This is a genomic window from Pedobacter sp. SL55, assembly GCF_026625705.1.
GTDB lineage: Bacteria > Bacteroidota > Bacteroidia > Sphingobacteriales > Sphingobacteriaceae > Pedobacter.
Genome location: NZ_CP113059.1, coordinates 725,664 through 742,659, shown reverse-complemented (window position 1 = coordinate 742,659; position 16,996 = coordinate 725,664). Strand labels below are relative to the sequence as shown.

Here is a 16,996-nt window from a genome sequence, read left to right as displayed (position 1 = left end):
TAAACCAGATTGACAAACAAACTTACCTATTTTGTTTTATTGGTAGGCCTATGCATAGGCAAAAAAGCGTTCTCACAAGTACACAGTGCTAGTTCTAGGATAGACTCTGCGAAGAACACATTTAACCTACAAGAAAAACAATGGATGGGGTTGCGCAACTACAGCAATCCTTTTTTTAAACTTCCCGAAAATATAAAACGTGAGGTAGCGTATGATGCCATTAATAACCGTTATGTAATTACCGAACGTATTGGCGATAAGCTCTATACACCACCTCAATACCTTACCGTAGAGCAATACTTGCGCATGGTTAATAGCGATATTAAGCGTGAGAATTGGCGCTTGTTTTCTAACCAAGAAATTGATGATATCCGTAAAACGGGTGTTATTCCGGAAGTAAAAATTAACAGTCGTGTTTTTGAAAAAGATTTTTGGTGGTACCACCATTGATATACAGCCGAGCGGCGAGGCAGAGCTTACCTTTTTAGGGCGCATCAATAAGAACGAAAACCCTTTGTTTAACGAACGGCAACGGGTGCAAAGTAATTTTGATTTTACACAACGTATCCAAATGGATGTGGTAGGTAACATTGGTACCAAAATGAAAATCAAGATGAACTACAATACCGAAGCGCAGTTTGATTTTGAGAACCAAATTAAGTTAGACTACACTGGCGGTCCTGACGATATCATCAGAAGAATTGAGGCAGGTAACGTGAGTTTGCCTTTAAATACTTCGTTAATTACTGGTACACAAGCCTTGTTCGGTATTAAAACGCAGTTGCAATTTGGTAAACTGGGTTTAACTACAGTTTTTACGCAGCAAAAATCTCAATCTAAGCAAATAGAAATTAGCAACGGTGCACAGCAAAGCGAGTACCGTGTAAGTGGTAGCGAGTACGAAGCTAACAAACACTATTTCTTGGCGCAGTATTTTAGAGACCAATACAACAGAGCGCAAAGAACCCCGCCAACAGTGTTATCGCCAGTAAATATTACCAAAGTAGAGGTTTGGATTACCAACAAGACTGGTAACACTACAGACTCTAGAGACGTGATCGGTTTTGCAGACTTGGCCGAGTACGCACCTCATAACCCAAATTTTACCCGTACCAGAACGGATAGTTTACCTTCTGGTTTTAACAACAGTACCTTCCCAACGCAATCAAATAATTTATTGGCAACCATCCCACCAGGCGCAAGGTTGTCTAATAGTAACGATTTACTTCAATTTTTTCAGGGCTCTGGTTCTACAGATAACTTTGCTAAAATTACCTATGCCCGTAAACTTACCGATAGGGAGTTTACCATGCACCCACAGTTAGGGTATATCTCTTTAAATGTTCAGTTAAATACAGACGAGTTGTTGGCGGTAGCTTATCGTTACACTTACAATGGCCAGGAGTTTCAGGTGGGCGAGTTTTCTACCGATGTACCTTTTGACCAAGCAACCCCAAATGTTTTATTCGCAAAGCTATTAAAGAACGAAACTACCAAACCCAACTTGCCAATTTGGGATTTGATGATGAAAAACATTTATAACATTGGCGGTTATCAAATCAGTAATCAGAACTTTAAACTAGATATTTTTAGGGTAGACGAAACTGCTGGCGTAGAGCGTGCCGTAATTACAGAAGGAGCTAGAACTACCAATAAGATTTGGCTACAAGCGGTAGCTTTAGATAGGTTAAATCAGCAGAAAGAGCGCAAGCCCGATGGTGTTTTTGATTTTGAAGCCCAAAGTAGCCCCTTTGCTTCGTCGCAAAGTAATGTAGGAACTACCAATAATCCAACTTTTGGTACAGGTACTTCGGCTACCTCGTTAACCAATACCATCAGCGGTTATGTAACTATAGACCCACAAAACGGTCGTATTATTTTTCCAGTAATAGAGCCGTTTGGTAAAGATTTGGCTGGTCAGTTTGTTTCTACAGAAACCAATTTGATAGATAAGTATACCTATCCGCAATTGTACGACTCTACTAAAGTGGTGGCCCAACAAAATTTCCCTGGTAAAGATAGATATATCATTAAAGGACACTACCAATCAGAGATTTCTTCAGAATTTAGCTTAAACGCCATCAATGTGCCAGAAGGTTCGGTAAAGGTGTTTATGGGCAGTATTCCTTTGGTAGAGGGTAACGATTATACGGTAGATTACATGAGCGGTCGTGTAAAAATCTTAAATACAGCACTATTGAGCTCTGGCCAGTCTATCCGTATTTCTACAGAAAACAATGAGCTTTTTGGCTTGCAGCAGCGTTCTTTATTTGGTATTCGCGGAGATTATCGCGTAAATAACAAATTAAATATCGGTGGTACTTTTATGAACCTTACCGAGCGGCCAATTACGCCGAAAGTAAACTTTGGGGAAGAACCTATTTCCAACTCTATTTGGGGAATGGATGTAAACTATACCTCTTCGTCTAGGTTTTTAACTAAACTGGTAGATAAACTTCCTTTAATTTCTACTAAGGAGAAATCTAACATTACCTTTTATGGCGAATTTGCACAGTTAGTTCCGGGCCATCCGTCTGCATTAAACATGGGAGGCAGCAAAGGAGGTACCAGTTACATTGATGATTTTGAGGCCTCTCGCTCGGTAATAGATTTAAAAAGTGCCATTGCTTGGCAAATTTCTGGTACACCGCAATTATTTTCCGAAGGTTCGCCTAGTTTAACACCAAGCTTATCTTATGGTTACAATAGGGCTAAAATAGCTTTCTATAACATCGATCCGCTTTTTTACGGTAGGGGCGGACAAGGACAAATACCAGCCGGTTTGCGTAACGATAAGAACGAACTTTCTAACCACTATGTGAGAGAAGTTTTAGAAACTGAAGTTTTCCCGTTTAAACAAATCAGTACAGGGCAGGCCATTACACTACAAACTTTAGATTTGGCTTATTACCCAATGCTAAGAGGCCCTTATAACTTTGCCACTACAGGTTTTAATGCAGACGGAACTTTGCAAAACCCGAGAAGCAGATGGGGAGGTTTAATGCGCAGGGTAGACGTAAACGATTTTGAAGCCAACAACATTGAGTATGTAGAGCTTTGGATGATGGATCCGTTTATGTACAAGCCAGGCTCACAAGGTGGAGATCTATATTTTAACATCGGTAATATTTCTGAAGATATTCTAAAAGATGGGCGTAAATCTATTGAAAATGGTTTGCCAGCTGGAGACGATCCAACCAAATACGACGAAACCATTTGGGGTAGGGTAGCCAAGCTACAGCCGGTGGTACAGGTTTTTGATAACGATCCAAATGTAAGGCGTGCACAAGATGTGGGTTTAGATGGTTTGTCTAATGCCAACGAAAGAGCCAAGTTCCAAAGCGAAATTAATCAGATTAAAGCGTTGTTAAATCCTGGTGCGGCTGCGGCTTTCGAGAACGATCCATCATCAGACGATTATGCTTATTTTAGAGGTGGTGCACTAGATCAAGAAAATGCAGGTATCTTAAAGCGCTACATGAATTTTAATGGTTTAGAAGGAAACTCTAAAACCTCGCAACAATCGCAACAAGAGTTAGGATTGGAAAACTCGGCTTCTACGGCCTTGCCAGATGGCGAAGATGTGAACCGTGATAACAACATGACCCAGTCAGACGAATATTTCCAGTATAAGGTTTCTATTCGTCCGGGAGATTTACAGGTAGGGCAAGGTTTTGTTACCGATAAAGTAGTTTCTTCTGTAAAGTTGGCAAACGGGCAAACGCAAAACGCTACTTGGTACCAAATCCGTATTCCTTTGGCTCAGTATGAAAGAGCCATGGGTGGCATTCAAGATTTTAAATCTATCCGCTTTGTAAGAATGTTTATGACCGAGTTTGCGGATACGGCGGTTTTAAGGTTCGCGAAAATACAGTTTGTACGTGGCGAGTGGAGACAGTACAACACCAAAAATGAAAGCAATAAAGTAATTGCCGATCCGGCCTTAGGTTTAACCCCACCAGCAGATAATTCGATTTTAGAACTAGGAACGGTAAATATTGAAGAAAACGGCAGGAGAACACCAATTCCTTATGTGGTGCCTCCAGGTATAGAAAGAGAACGTGATTTTAGTAATTACAGAGGAGATACTCGCCAAAACGAGCAATCGCTATCGCTAATTGTAAAAGATTTACGAGATGGTTATGGTAGGGCGGCTTTTAAAACGGGTATCAACGATTTTAGATCTTATAAACGGTTAGAAATGTATGTCCATTTAGAAGCTGATGGCGTACACAACCTAGAGAACAACGATTTAAGTGCCTTTTTACGGATTGGTACCGATAACGATGATAACTATTACGAGTACAACAAACCTTTGCGAGTAACGCAGCCGGGCACTAGCGATCCGTACGCCATTTGGCCAGAAGATAATAAGTTAGATATTGCACTAGAGTTGTTTCAAAAAGCAAAAGTTGCCCGTAACAATGCTCGCTTGGGTGCTGGTCCGTGGCCAATTAACCAGCCTTTTCGCTATAGCGATGGGGTAAACACCATTATTGTAAAAGGCCAGCCAGACATGAGCAAGGTGCGGGTGTATATGCTTGGGGTTAAAAACCCATTGCAGGGAGCTGTTGGCTCTCCTACCAATGACGATGGTTTAGCCAAATACGCCCAAGTTTGGTTTAACGAATTGCGCTTAACCGAGTTTGATGAGCGTGGCGGCTGGGCAGCAACTGCAAGAATGAGCATGAAACTTGCCGATTTTGCTGATGTGAATGTTTCGGGAACAAAATCTACCGTTGGTTTTGGCTCTATAGATAGCAAAGTGAGCGAACGTAGCAGGGCAGATCATACCGCTTTTGATATTTCTTCGAATATGGAATTGGGCAAGTTTTTGCCTAAAAACAGCGGCGTTAAAGTACCTATGTTTGTGAGCTATTCTAAGCAGGTGGCCACCCCTCAGTTTGATCCTCGTACACCAGATATAGAGTTGTCTAAAGCTTTGGATGCTTCTAACAAAGCACAAAGAGATTCGATACTAAACTTTGCACAAGATTACACCACCCGTAGTAGTTTGGCCTTTACCAATGTGCGTAAAGATAGAGTGAAAGAAGATGCAAAAGTAAGGCTTTGGGATATAGAAAACTTCAATGTTTCTTATGCGCAAAGTAAGTTGTCGCATCGCGATTTTATTAATCAGTCTACCATACAAAATACTTACAAAGCTTCATTAGCTTATAATTATAGCTATAACTCCAAAAGCTATCAGCCATTTGATAAACTAATTAAATCTAATACCTTAAAGTTATTGAAGGATTTCAATTTTTCTTTATTGCCAAATGCCATTAATTTTAGGATAGATTTCGACCGTTTCTACTCAGAAAACACGCTGAGAAACAACGACCCTAACAACTACATTCCAATAAACACCACCTTTAACAAGAATTTTCAGGTAACTAGGGTGTACGGTATTGCTTGGGATTTAACCAAATCACTAAGCTTAGATTTTGATGCCACCAACTACTCTATTATTGATGAACCAGAAGGCCGTATAAATGGCTTGAAAAGCGATACACTTTGGAACAACCTTAAAAGTTTAGGAAGAACCACAGATTATAACCATAGCTTAAATGTAAGATACAACTGGCCAATCAATAAAATTCCGGGTATGGACTGGATGACCGTGGCCACTACTTACGGAACTACCTTTACTTGGCAAACAGAGGCATTGTCTACACTAAATGATCCAACCATTGATTTAGGTAATACCATTCAAAATTCGAGAACTATACAAGTTAACCCAACCTTAAATATGGCTTCGCTATATAATAAGTTTGGCTTTATTAGACGAACACTTAATAATCGAGATACGGTATTTAAGTTTTCGAACTTTATGGTTGGCTTGCTAACCAGTATCAAAAATGTGAACGTTGCTTATACCCAAACAAAAGGAACTTTCTTGCCGGGATATTTGCCTAAAACAAAGTTCTTTGGTATAGACGATGTTAGCGGAGCGCCTGGCTTAGGCTTTGTGTTTGGCAGCCAAAGAGATATCAGGTTAATGGCAGTTAACAACGGCTGGATTACTACCGACGAAAATCAAATGCAATTGTATGTAAATACGCTTCGCGAAGATTTTCAGTTAACGAGCACGATAGAACCGCTAAAAGACTTAAAGGTAACTTTAACAGCGAGTAAAAACCGTACCTTAAACTATTCTACCAACTTTAAATACGACGTGCCTTCTGGCGGATTTACCAATTTAAGTCCAAATACAACGGGCGACTATAGTATCTCTACCATTACTTTTGGTACGGCATTTAAAGATAAAAGCGGCAGCACGCTGTCTGGAGTGTTTAACGAGTTCATGAACAACAGGTCTGTAATTTCACGTAGGTTGGGTGCACGAAATCCCAACTCGGGAGGTGTTACAGCAGGCTATGCAAATGGTTACGATAAGAGCTCGCAAGATGTGGTGGTGCTTTCGTTCTTGGCTGCTTATACAGGTAAAGATGCTAATTCATCTAGCTTAAATGCCTTGCCTAAAATACCGTTGCCAAACTGGCGGTTAACCTATTCTGGCCTAACAAAGTATCCTTTCATTGCCGATCGTTTTTCTGAAATGAGCTTAAGACACGGCTATCGTTCGGTGTATAGCGTAAACGGCTTTAACAGCTTGTTAAGGTACGAAGAGGTTGATGGTTTCGCCAGCAGTAAGGATGTAAATGGTAACTTCTTGCCATTGTATCAATTTGCACAGGTAAGTATTGCCGAGCAGTTTGCGCCTTTGGTTGGTATAGATACGCGTTTAAAAAACAACATGACACTTAACTTCGAGATCAATAAAACCAGATTGCTGGGATTGAGCTTGTCAAATAGTCAATTGGCTCATCTTTCAGAAAATAATGTAGTCTTCGGGTTGGGCTATCGTACTACAAAATTCCGTTTCCCGTTTGGTTTATTTAAGCAGTTAAAAATGGATAACAACATGGACTTTAAGTTGGATATATCAGTTCGTGATAACAAAACGGTAATTTACAGAGCCGATATTGTGGAGGCCGAAGTATCTTCTGGAGCTAAAAATATTACCTTACGTCCAAGTGTAGATTATGTGCTAAACCAACGTTTTAATGTGCGTTTGTTCTACGATTCGAATATTACCAAGCCTTACACTTCGCAATCGTTTAATACCTCGTTCAGTAATTTTGGTTTTAGCTTAAGGGCAACATTAAATTAAAAATACACGCACATTTTTTTACAACAGTAATAAAGATTTTTCTATTATGGGCGAAAGATTTTTCGCCCCAACAAAAATTACTAACTTCGCATTAATAATTCAAACACAACAAAACTTAATCGTATAAAAATGAACTTTCCATCAGAGTTAAAATACACAAAAGACCACGAGTGGGTTTCGGTATCAGGTAACGAAGCAACCATTGGTATTACTGATTTTGCGCAGAGAGAACTAGGAGATATTGTTTACATCGATATCAATACTGTAGGTGCAGAAGTTGCAGCAGAAGAAGTGTTTGGTACTGTAGAAGCAGTAAAAACAGTTTCAGATCTTTTTATGCCAGTTGCTGGTACAGTTAGCGAGTTTAATGCGGCATTAAATGATAATCCAGAGCTGGTAAACTCAGATCCTTATGGACAAGGATGGATGGTTAAAGTAACTTTAACTAATGCTACTGATGTAGATGGTTTACTTAGTGCAGACGAATATAAAGCGTTAATTGGCGCTTAATATGTCAAGTATTAAAGCACTAAAGTACCAACGTTGGGCCATACTTTGGGCAGTTGTAACTTTAGTGCTTTGTAATATAGATTTATCTAAAGCAAGCCACACATCTGGTTTTTTCTTTACCGGTTTCGATAAGCTTGCCCACCTCGGCTTCTTTTATGTACTTACCATTTTACTATTCTACGGAAAAATAAAATACCAGCACAATTATAGCTTCCGCTCGCTCACTATCTTCAAAATCATCATGATATCTGTAGTTATTGGCGGAGGCATAGAATTGCTACAATGGAAAATGTTTACCTATCGTTCTGCAGAGTGGTGGGATTTTGCTTGTGATATGATAGGCTGTTTAATGGGCGTGTTTAGTTATGTACTTTTGCATCGATCAAATTACAATGAAGACAAGGTTTAATCTCTTTTTAATTTTTTTTCTGTTAGTGTTATTGCAATCTTGTAGTATTTTTAAACCTAGTTGCAAGTGCCCAAAAGTAGCTCACTCACGTCAAAAAAGCTTATAATTCCTTAATATACTTCAACATTATTTAATTGCAAATTAGCTTTTGTAACGAAAAAATTTTTGTATTTAAAATGTTACCACGCTTTTTTCAATCCTCAACAAACTTTTAGGGCTTTTAGTAGTCTGATAGTTAATTCAAAAAATAAATATTCAAACATCGAATGAACAAACATTTACAACGATTTTTATTATTGGCCATTTTTTGCCTTGCCAATATTGCTTTTGCACAAGCGCAGGGTACTGTTAGTGGAAAAGTATTAAATCAAAAAGACAAGCAACCAATAGACTATGCTTCTATTGCTATCAAAAAATTAAGCGCAGATTCTGCCGTAGTAGGCTCTACCTCTACAGGCGCTACCGGATCTTTCTCGGTTGGTAACATTGCAACTGGTAAATACAGGTTATATGTAGTTTACTTAGGTTTAAAAAGCATCAATAAAGATTTCGAATTAACAGCAGCTAAGCCTAGCATTAACTTTGGCGAGCTTTTAATGGAAGATACCGGGGTTACCTTACAAGGCGTAGAAATTAAAGGAGAAACGCCACCTGTAGTAGTTAAAAAAGATACTTTGGAGATCAATGCATCTACTTTAAAAGTTAAAGAGAACTCGGTAGTAGAAGATTTATTGAAAAAAGTACCAGGAGTTGAAGTAGCTAAGGATGGTACAGTAACAACCCAAGGAGAAACCATTAAAAGAGTAAGGGTAGATGGTAAAGATTTTATGGGTAACGATCCGTTGTTGGCCACCAGAAATTTACCTGCTGATATGGTAGATAAAATCCAGATCATCGATGACATGTCTGAGCAATCCAAATTCTCCGGTGTTGATGATGGTAACCGTGAAAAGATTTTGAACATCGTGACTAAAAATGGGGTTAAAAATAAAGGTTACATTGGTAACACTACCGTAGGTTATGGTACAGACGAACGTCATGATGTTAACATTAACCTTAACCGTTTTGATGGTTCGCAAAGGATTACCCTTTTAGGTCAGTTCAATAACGTGAACAAACAGAACTTTGGTGGCGGTGTTGGAGGCGGCGGTGGTGGCCGTGGTCAAATGTTTGGCGGTGGTGGTGGCCAACAGCAACAAGGCATTACCACAACCAGTGCGGGTGGTATAGACTTTGCCGATACTTTTGACGATGGTATGCAATTTAACGGTAGTTATTTCTTTAACAAAACTTCATTGTTTAATACCAATGTTTCTAGCACGCAAAGGTTTTTAAGCAATAATAGAACAACTACCAGTTTAGAAAATTCAGAAAGTACTACCGAGCGGTTAAATCATCGTTTAAACTTTATGATTGACACTAAATTAGACTCGGCAACTTCAATTAGGATACAGCCAAATATTTCTTATACGGATAATAGTGCCAATAGTTTCAGTAGTTACGACAGGATGAATACTGCAGGAAATGCGGTGGGTACGCAGAATTTAATTACTGGTTCTAAGGCTCCATCAATTAGTAACAACTTGTTGCTAAGAAGAAAGTTTCTTCGCCGCGGACGTACACTTTCCTTAAATGTAAACACGAATATCAACGATAGCGAAGCAGATAATTTCAATAAAAATCCGGAAACGCTAGATGGCCTTCCAAACAGAAATTTAGATCAACTAACTAACAACAATGTAAACTCCTTTAGTAATACCGCTAGATTGGTGTATACAGAGCCTTTATCTAAAACTTTAAGTTTAGAGTTTAACTTGCAAAATGTTTATATGCACGATAATAGACAGCGCTTAGTTTACGATTTCAATAACGGAACTCAGCAGTATGACGTGGTAAATATAGATTATAGCAATGAGTTCGAAAACACAACCTGGACCAATGCCCTAGGTTTTAGTTTAAACAAAAACGAGAAGAAATACAATTGGAATGTAGGCGTAGCCGGACAGCTAACCAACAGAACAAACGATAACCTAACCACGGGCTTTTTATTCAAACAGGATTTTTTTAATATTACTCCTTCGGCACAGTTTAGGTATAACTTTAGTAACTCTAAACGTTTAAATGTGCGTTACGATGGTAGAACTAACCAGCCAAGTATTGATCAAATACAACCGGTAAGAGATAACACCAACACGCAAACGGTACCATTAGGTAATCCAAACTTGAAACCTTCATTCTCTAATAATTTAAGAATTTTCTATAATAATTTTGATTTCGCCAGTTACCGTACTTTGTTTTTAGGCGCATTTATTACGCAAACATTTAATGATTTTGGTAATGCACAAAGAGAAATTACCGAGGCAGGAGAAGATTTAGGAAAGATTGAAAATGGCTACGTAAATGTTAAAGGAAATTACAGCGCAAACTTATTTGGTAGCTTAGGTTTGCCAATTATTAAAGGCAATAAATTAAACTTTCAAATGAACGGTGGTTTGTCTGCAAGTCAGGGCACCAACGTTACCGAAGGTTTAGAAAATGTAACCAAATCTATTGGCTTAAGAAATGGCTATAAATTGGTTTCTAACATGGATAAATTAGATTTAATTGCAGGTGTTTCTGGTAGATGGGATCGTAGCAATTATACCATTGGCCAAACTACCAACTTTTATACCTTATCGCCAAATATCGACATCAGTTATATGTTCCCTGGAAATATCCGTTTGCAAACAGATGTTACTTACAATAGCTTAACTGGAAGAGGTGCAGCAAATGCAGATTACACGCAGGTAAATGCATACATTAGCCGTCAGTTTTTCAAAAACAAAGGCACATTTAAGCTTTCGGTAAACGATTTGTTTAACGAAAATACGGGCGTTATTCGTAATGCAAATGCCAACGCTATTGTTGATCAGAACTTTAACGTGTTGAAACGTTATTTCATGTTCTCATTCACTTATGCGTTAAGTACCATTGCAGGTATGAGCCCGCAACAGCAACAAGGCAGAGGCCCAGGCAATTTTAGAATGGGTGGCCCGGGTAGAATGTAGTTGTAGAAATTTTATATACTTTAAAGGGAGCTAAAGCAAGATTAGCTCCCTTTCTTTTTGGAGTAATCTCTAACCTGTATAGCATGGCATTCCTTTTACTTTTTTTTACATATTCTTATTTGGATTTGATATAAATAAGGGTTAACTTGCAGGCGTTTTAACGAGTACAAAAATGTTGTTTTTGGCTTGTAAATAAAGATTTTTCTATGAAACTTTCGCAATTAGATCCAGGTCAAAAAGGTACCATTATCTCATTCACAGATTCTGAAATGGCTGTAAAACTGATGGAAATGGGATGCCTTCCGGGAGAAGAGGTAGAGGTAGAGCGTTGTGCTCCATTGGGTTGTCCAATAGCCATCCGCATTGCGGGATATCAACTTTGTTTACGTAAAGCCGAAGCTGCTGTAATTATAATTCAATAGTATTTTGGCCGATTTAAAAGTAGCATTAGTTGGAAATCCGAATACAGGAAAGTCTACCTTATTTAACCTCCTAACCGGATTAAATCAAAAAATTGGGAACTTTCCGGGCATAACTGTTGATAAAAAAACGGGTTACTGTAAGCTTCCATCGGGTAAAACTGCCGAGATTATCGACTTGCCAGGTACTTACAGCCTGTACCCAAAAAGTAAAGACGAAAGTATTGTTTTTCAAGTGCTTGCGGATAAAAGCAATGCCAGTCATCCAGATATGATTGTATTGGTGGCAGATTCTACCAATTTGCGCCGTAATCTTTTACTGTTTTCTCAAGTTGCCGATTTGGGTATACCCATGATGTTGGTGCTTAACATGGCCGATATGGCCAAGAAAGAAGGCATCAATATAGATATAGATAAACTGGCTGAGCGTTTAGGCGTACAGGTGGTAAATATCTCGGCAAGAAAGGGAGAAGGATTAACCGAACTGAAGCAGGCTATTGCGCAAACTACTACCATTGCTACGCAAAATAGCAGCATTGCAGCTAAAGAATTTGCGCCACAAGCCATAGAAGCAGTTAAGCAAAAAATAGCTACAACAAACGATTATTTTGCGCTGCAGGTGCTGCATCAGCACGAGCATCTCAATTTTTTTACTGAAAAAGAGCAACAAGAAATTGAAGCCATTGAAGTAAGCACTGGTTTTGACACCACCAAGTTACAAGGCGAAGAAACTGTTGCCAGATACAAGCATTTAAGTAAAGTATTGGCAGATGTAGTTACAGATACCGGAGCGGCAAAGAAATTTACGGTTACAGATAAACTCGATTCTATTTTAACCCACAAAGTTTGGGGCTTCGTTATTTTCATCTTCATCCTTTTCTTCATCTTTAATGCCATTTTCTCTTGGTCTTCGTTGCCGATGGATTTAATAGAAGGATCTTTTGCCACCTTAACAGCATGGGGGCACGAGTACCTGCCAGCGGGTGTGCTTACTGATTTGCTATTGGATGGTGTAGTGGCAGGTTTAGGTGGTATTGTGATTTTCATCCCTCAAATTGCTATTCTGTTCGCTTTGATTTCTATTTTGGAAGATACGGGTTACATGGCCCGTGTTACTTTCATGATGGATAAAATTATGCGTAAGTTCGGCTTAAGTGGCAAATCTGTAGTGCCTATGATTGGCGGTATTGCCTGTGCAGTGCCTTCTATTATGAGTGCTCGTAATATTGAAAGCTGGAAAGACCGCATTATTACCATTATGGTTACTCCCTTGGTAAGCTGCTCGGCCAGGTTGCCTGTTTACACCTTATTAATTTCATTAGTAGTACCAGATGAAAAAGTTTGGGGCTTCTTTAGTCTTCAAGGGTTAACTTTAATGGCGATGTATTTGATCAGTATTATTGCCGCTATTTTGGTGGCTTTGATATTCAAATTTATTATTAAGGCCAAAGAACGCTCGTATTTTATTATGGAACTGCCGGTGTATCGTATGCCACGTTGGAGCAATGTTTTGTATACGATGTACGAGAAGTCTAAGACTTTTGTAATCGAGGCTGGTAAGGTCATTATTGCTATCTCAATTATTTTATGGGTAATGTCTACTTATGGTCCAAGCTCACGTTTCGAAGCCATTGATGCCAAATACGATCAAATAGAAGCTACCTCAATAGATACTGTGCAGTTGGCTTCGTTAGAAAGAGATAGATCGGCAGAAAAGTTAGAAAACTCTTATGCTGGTATTCTTGGCAAAACTATAGAACCAGCTATTAAACCTTTAGGTTACGATTGGAAAATAGGTATTGCCTTAATTACTTCATTTGCTGCCCGTGAGGCTTTTGTGGGTACCATGGCCACTATTTATAGCGTAGAAGGGGTAGACGATGAAAATGGCGAATTGCGGTTACGTGATAAAATTGCTGCTGCAAAAAATCCAGAAACGGGCTTACCTATATTTACCTTTGCAACAGCTTTATCGTTAATGTTGTTTTATGCTTTTGCCATGCAGTGTATGAGTACGGTTGCTGTGGTGTATAGAGAAACCAAATCATGGAAATGGCCAATCATCCAATTGGTTTATATGACGTTGATGGCTTATGTGGCGGCGCTGATTGCTTATCAGTTGTTGAAGTAAATTGCTATATTGCTTAATTGTTGAATTGCTGTAAGGATATTCAATCATTCAAAATTTAGTCATTCATTGGATAAAAAAGAAGTTTTAGCGAATTATATGCCACCAGCTGCGGCACCTATTATTGCTAAGTGGATAGATTATTTCCAGTGTGAGTTTAAGATTTCTAAAACTAGGAATACTAAATTAGGCGATTACCGACATCCATTTAAAGGAAAAGGCCATAAAATTTCTGTAAACAACAACCTAAATCAATACGCTTTTTTAGTGACTACCGTGCACGAATTTGCTCATTTACTTACATGGAACGACCATAAGAATAAAGTAAAACCCCACGGCACAGAGTGGAAGGTTAATTTTAAACGAATGATGAAGCCTTTCTTTGATCTTAATGTTTTTCCTCCAGATGTTAACCAAAGTATTATTGCTTATTTGAATAATCCAGCGGCATCTAGCTGCACCGATTTACATTTGGCGAGAGCCTTAAAGAAATATGACCAAAAAACAGAAACCCATCATGTTGAACAATTACCCGCTGGTACTATTTTCACATTAAAAGACGGTCGCAGATTTCAAAAAGGCGAGCGAATTAGAAAGCGTTACCGTTGTGTTTGTTTAGATAACAACAAAGTTTATCTTTTTAATCCGCTAGCAGAGGTTTATGCCGAATAGGCTGTCTGCTTTTTATACAGCGCTTCCCTTTCTTTTTGAGCTTTAATTAGCCTAATGGTGGTAGGGTTGTTAACATAGTTGTCGTACTCCATACATAAAATTAGATAGTGTAGCTCAAAGCCATAAAAAATAGCAATTAGCTTGGCCGTATCTAATCGTAGCATAGTTTTATCCTTTTCTAATTTGGCGTAGCTAGTTCGTTCCAAATTTAAAAAGTTGGCTATGTTTTCTTGTGTAACTCCTTTGTATTTTCTAAGCTTCTTTAAGACTTTACCAACATTCATAAAAGCGTATTTGTAGTAAATTAACTAAAGATACGACTTCATTAATAGACAAAATGGGAAAAAAAGTCACATTTTCTCGTTAAGTGCTGTAAATGAATATTTTTACGGCATAGAATAAAATCCGTCATTTAAATAAACGCTCAATTACTCACTTCAGTAAGCCCCATCATTTAATTAACGCTCTTTTTGTTTTAAATGTTGTGGGCTCTACTGAGCGGATTTTTACTAGCAAATAAAAATTTATTGGGTTTTAGGTTAGTATGCTAACAATTTAGTTACAAACTCTGGCAGTTTAGCCTTTGCCAAAAAATCGTTCTCTAATACCTTGCTCATGGGAATGGCGGTATCTAGGCTGGCGCATCGCATTACTGGAGCATCAAGATACTCGAAACAATTTTCACTAATCCAAGCAGAAATTTCGGCGCCAAAGCCGTTAGTTAAAGTATCTTCATGAAGTACCAAAACTCTTCCGGTAGCTTTTACTGCAGCTTTTACTGCTTCTTTATCCCAAGGTTGTAAACTTACCAAGTCTACTAATATTGCAGAAATTTCTGGATTAGATTTAAGATAGTCTAATGCCCAATGTACGCCAAGGCCATAGGTAATAATGCTGAGCTGTTCGCCTTTTTGTAAAGTATTTGCTTTCCCGATTTCAAGGGTGTAAAAACCCTCGGGTACTAAACCTGTTAAGCTTCTATATAAATATTTATGTTCGAAATAAATGACTGGATTAGGATCTTCGATAGCGGCAAGCAGTAAACCTTTAGCATCAGAGGGAAAAGCCGGATAAACGATTTTTAGCCCAGGTGTTTTGGTAAACCAGGCCTCGTTGCTTTGCGAGTGAAATGGCCCTGCTCCAGTTCCAGCGCCTGTTGGCATACGCACTACCACATCTGCTTTTTCGCCCCAACGGTAATGCGTTTTGGCTAAATTGTTAACGATTTGGTTGAAACCTACACTTACAAAATCAGCGAACTGCATTTCTACTACCGACTTAAAGCCATTAATAGAAAGGCCTAAGCCAGCGCCAACAATAGCAGATTCGCAGATGGGCGTGTTACGCACCCTGGCTTTGCCAAACTCGGCAACAAAACCATCTGTTATTTTAAATGCGCCACCATATTCGGCAATATCTTGCCCCATTAACACCAAGTTGCTGTGGCGTTGCATGGCAATTTTTAAACCATCTGTAATGGCATCTAAATATCTTTTTTCGCTATTTGTTGTAGTTGGGTTAATAGCATTTGCATGATAAGGATAATACATATCTGCCAATTCTTGGTCGGCATTGGCTTGTGGCTCAGGCTCAGCAAAGGCTAATTCCACCTCGCTGTCAATTTGTTTTTTGAACGTATTCCTAATTTCGGTAATTAGTTGCTCGGTTAAAATGTTTTCTTCTAAAAGATAATCTTCGAAATTCTTTACTGGGTCTTTCTGCGCCCATACGTTAAACAAATGTTGAGGAACATATTTAGTGCCCGAAGCTTCTTCGTGTCCACGCATTCGAAAGGTTAAACACTCTACCAAAACTGGTCTTGGGTTCTGGCGAATATCTTCGGCTATTTCATTTAATTTGTCGTAAACTTCTAAGATGTTATTGCCATCTAATTGCACTCCTTGAATGCCGTAACCAATGGCCCTGTCTACTAAATGTTTGCATTTGTATTGTTCGTTAATAGGGGTAGAGAGGCCATATCCGTTGTTCTCGATTAGGAAAATTACGGGTAAGTTCCAAACTGAAGCTACATTAATGGCTTCGTGGAAATCGCCTTCACTGGTAGCTCCTTCGCCTGTAAAAACTAAGGTCGCTTTTGGCTTTTCGGCAATTAAATCTGCTAAAGCAATACCATCTGCCAAGGCCATTTGTGGGCCTAGGTGCGAAATCATCCCGATAATTTTATATTCCTGAGTTCCAAAGTGGAAAGATCTGTCTCTGCCTTTGGTAAAGCCTGTTACTTTGCCCTGCCATTGTGCCATTAACTTTCTAAGTGGAATATCGCGGGCGGTAAATACGCCCAAGTTGCGATGCATGGGCAAAATGTATTCATCGCTCTGCATGGCAAGTGTGCTGCCCACGGCAATGGCTTCTTGCCCAATGCCCGAAAACCATTTGCCAATTCTACCTTGTCGTAACAAAATCAGCATTTTTTCTTCTACCAAACGAGGGAAAAGTAAACGCTTATAAATTTCCAATAACTCTGAATCGCTTTTTTGTTTACGGTCGAATTGCATAAAGGTTGATATTGGTTTACCGTAAATATAGTAATTAAGTCATCAGTCGTCAGAAATCAGGAGACAGTTTTTATTTTGAATCTTTAGATCTGTTTAAGGTTCGTTTAGCTAAACTAAT

General features: G+C 38.8%; 10 protein-coding genes. 8 read left to right on the top strand and 2 right to left on the bottom strand.

Going from position 1 to position 16,996, the window contains the following annotated elements:
* The first annotated feature begins 9 nt into the window (after positions 1-9).
* The 8 genes from OVA16_RS03235 to OVA16_RS03200 all read left to right on the top strand — a co-directional run bounded on the left by OVA16_RS03235 (position 10) and on the right by OVA16_RS03200 (position 14,362).
* Complete coding sequence (locus OVA16_RS03235; RefSeq protein WP_267763485.1) at positions 10-450, top strand: hypothetical protein; 441 nt, start codon at positions 10-12, stop codon at positions 448-450.
* Positions 419-7,177 carry a cell surface protein SprA gene (sprA, locus tag OVA16_RS03230; RefSeq protein WP_267763484.1) on the top strand — a complete coding sequence of 2,253 codons (6,759 nt, stop codon included), beginning with the start codon at positions 419-421 and terminating at the stop codon, positions 7,175-7,177. Before OVA16_RS03235 ends, sprA begins: the two co-directional genes overlap by 32 nt.
* A gap of 129 nt (positions 7,178-7,306) precedes the next feature.
* Entirely contained in the window at positions 7,307-7,687 is a 381-nt protein-coding gene (gene gcvH, locus OVA16_RS03225; protein WP_267763483.1) for a glycine cleavage system protein GcvH, read from the top strand.
* Between the two features lies 1 nt (position 7,688).
* Entirely contained in the window at positions 7,689-8,096 is a 408-nt protein-coding gene (locus OVA16_RS03220; RefSeq protein ID WP_267763482.1) for a VanZ family protein, read from the top strand.
* Between the two features lie 266 nt (positions 8,097-8,362).
* Entirely contained in the window at positions 8,363-11,143 is a 2,781-nt protein-coding gene (locus OVA16_RS03215) for an outer membrane beta-barrel family protein (RefSeq protein WP_267763481.1), read from the top strand.
* A gap of 206 nt (positions 11,144-11,349) precedes the next feature.
* Positions 11,350-11,565 carry a FeoA family protein gene (locus OVA16_RS03210; protein WP_267763480.1) on the top strand — a complete coding sequence of 72 codons (216 nt, stop codon included), beginning with the start codon at positions 11,350-11,352 and terminating at the stop codon, positions 11,563-11,565.
* A 1-nt stretch (position 11,566) separates the two neighbouring features.
* Positions 11,567-13,693 carry a ferrous iron transport protein B gene (gene feoB / locus OVA16_RS03205; RefSeq protein WP_267765336.1) on the top strand — a complete coding sequence of 709 codons (2,127 nt, stop codon included), beginning with the start codon at positions 11,567-11,569 and terminating at the stop codon, positions 13,691-13,693.
* Between the two features lie 66 nt (positions 13,694-13,759).
* Positions 13,760-14,362 (top strand): SprT-like domain-containing protein, encoded by a 603-nt coding sequence (locus tag OVA16_RS03200; RefSeq protein WP_267763479.1) that lies wholly within the window; start codon positions 13,760-13,762, stop codon positions 14,360-14,362.
* Here the strand turns inward: OVA16_RS03200 and OVA16_RS03195 are convergent.
* Positions 14,350-14,646: a helix-turn-helix domain-containing protein gene (locus OVA16_RS03195; protein WP_267763478.1), complete on the bottom strand. Its 297-nt coding sequence runs from the start codon at positions 14,644-14,646 to the stop codon at positions 14,350-14,352. The two genes, OVA16_RS03200 and OVA16_RS03195, sit on opposite strands and share 13 nt — an antisense overlap.
* Before the next feature lie 255 nt (positions 14,647-14,901).
* A complete protein-coding gene (locus tag OVA16_RS03190; protein ID WP_267763477.1) occupies positions 14,902-16,878 on the bottom strand; it encodes an alpha-ketoacid dehydrogenase subunit alpha/beta in 1,977 nt (658 codons plus the stop codon).
* Positions 16,879-16,996: the final 118 nt, after the last annotated feature.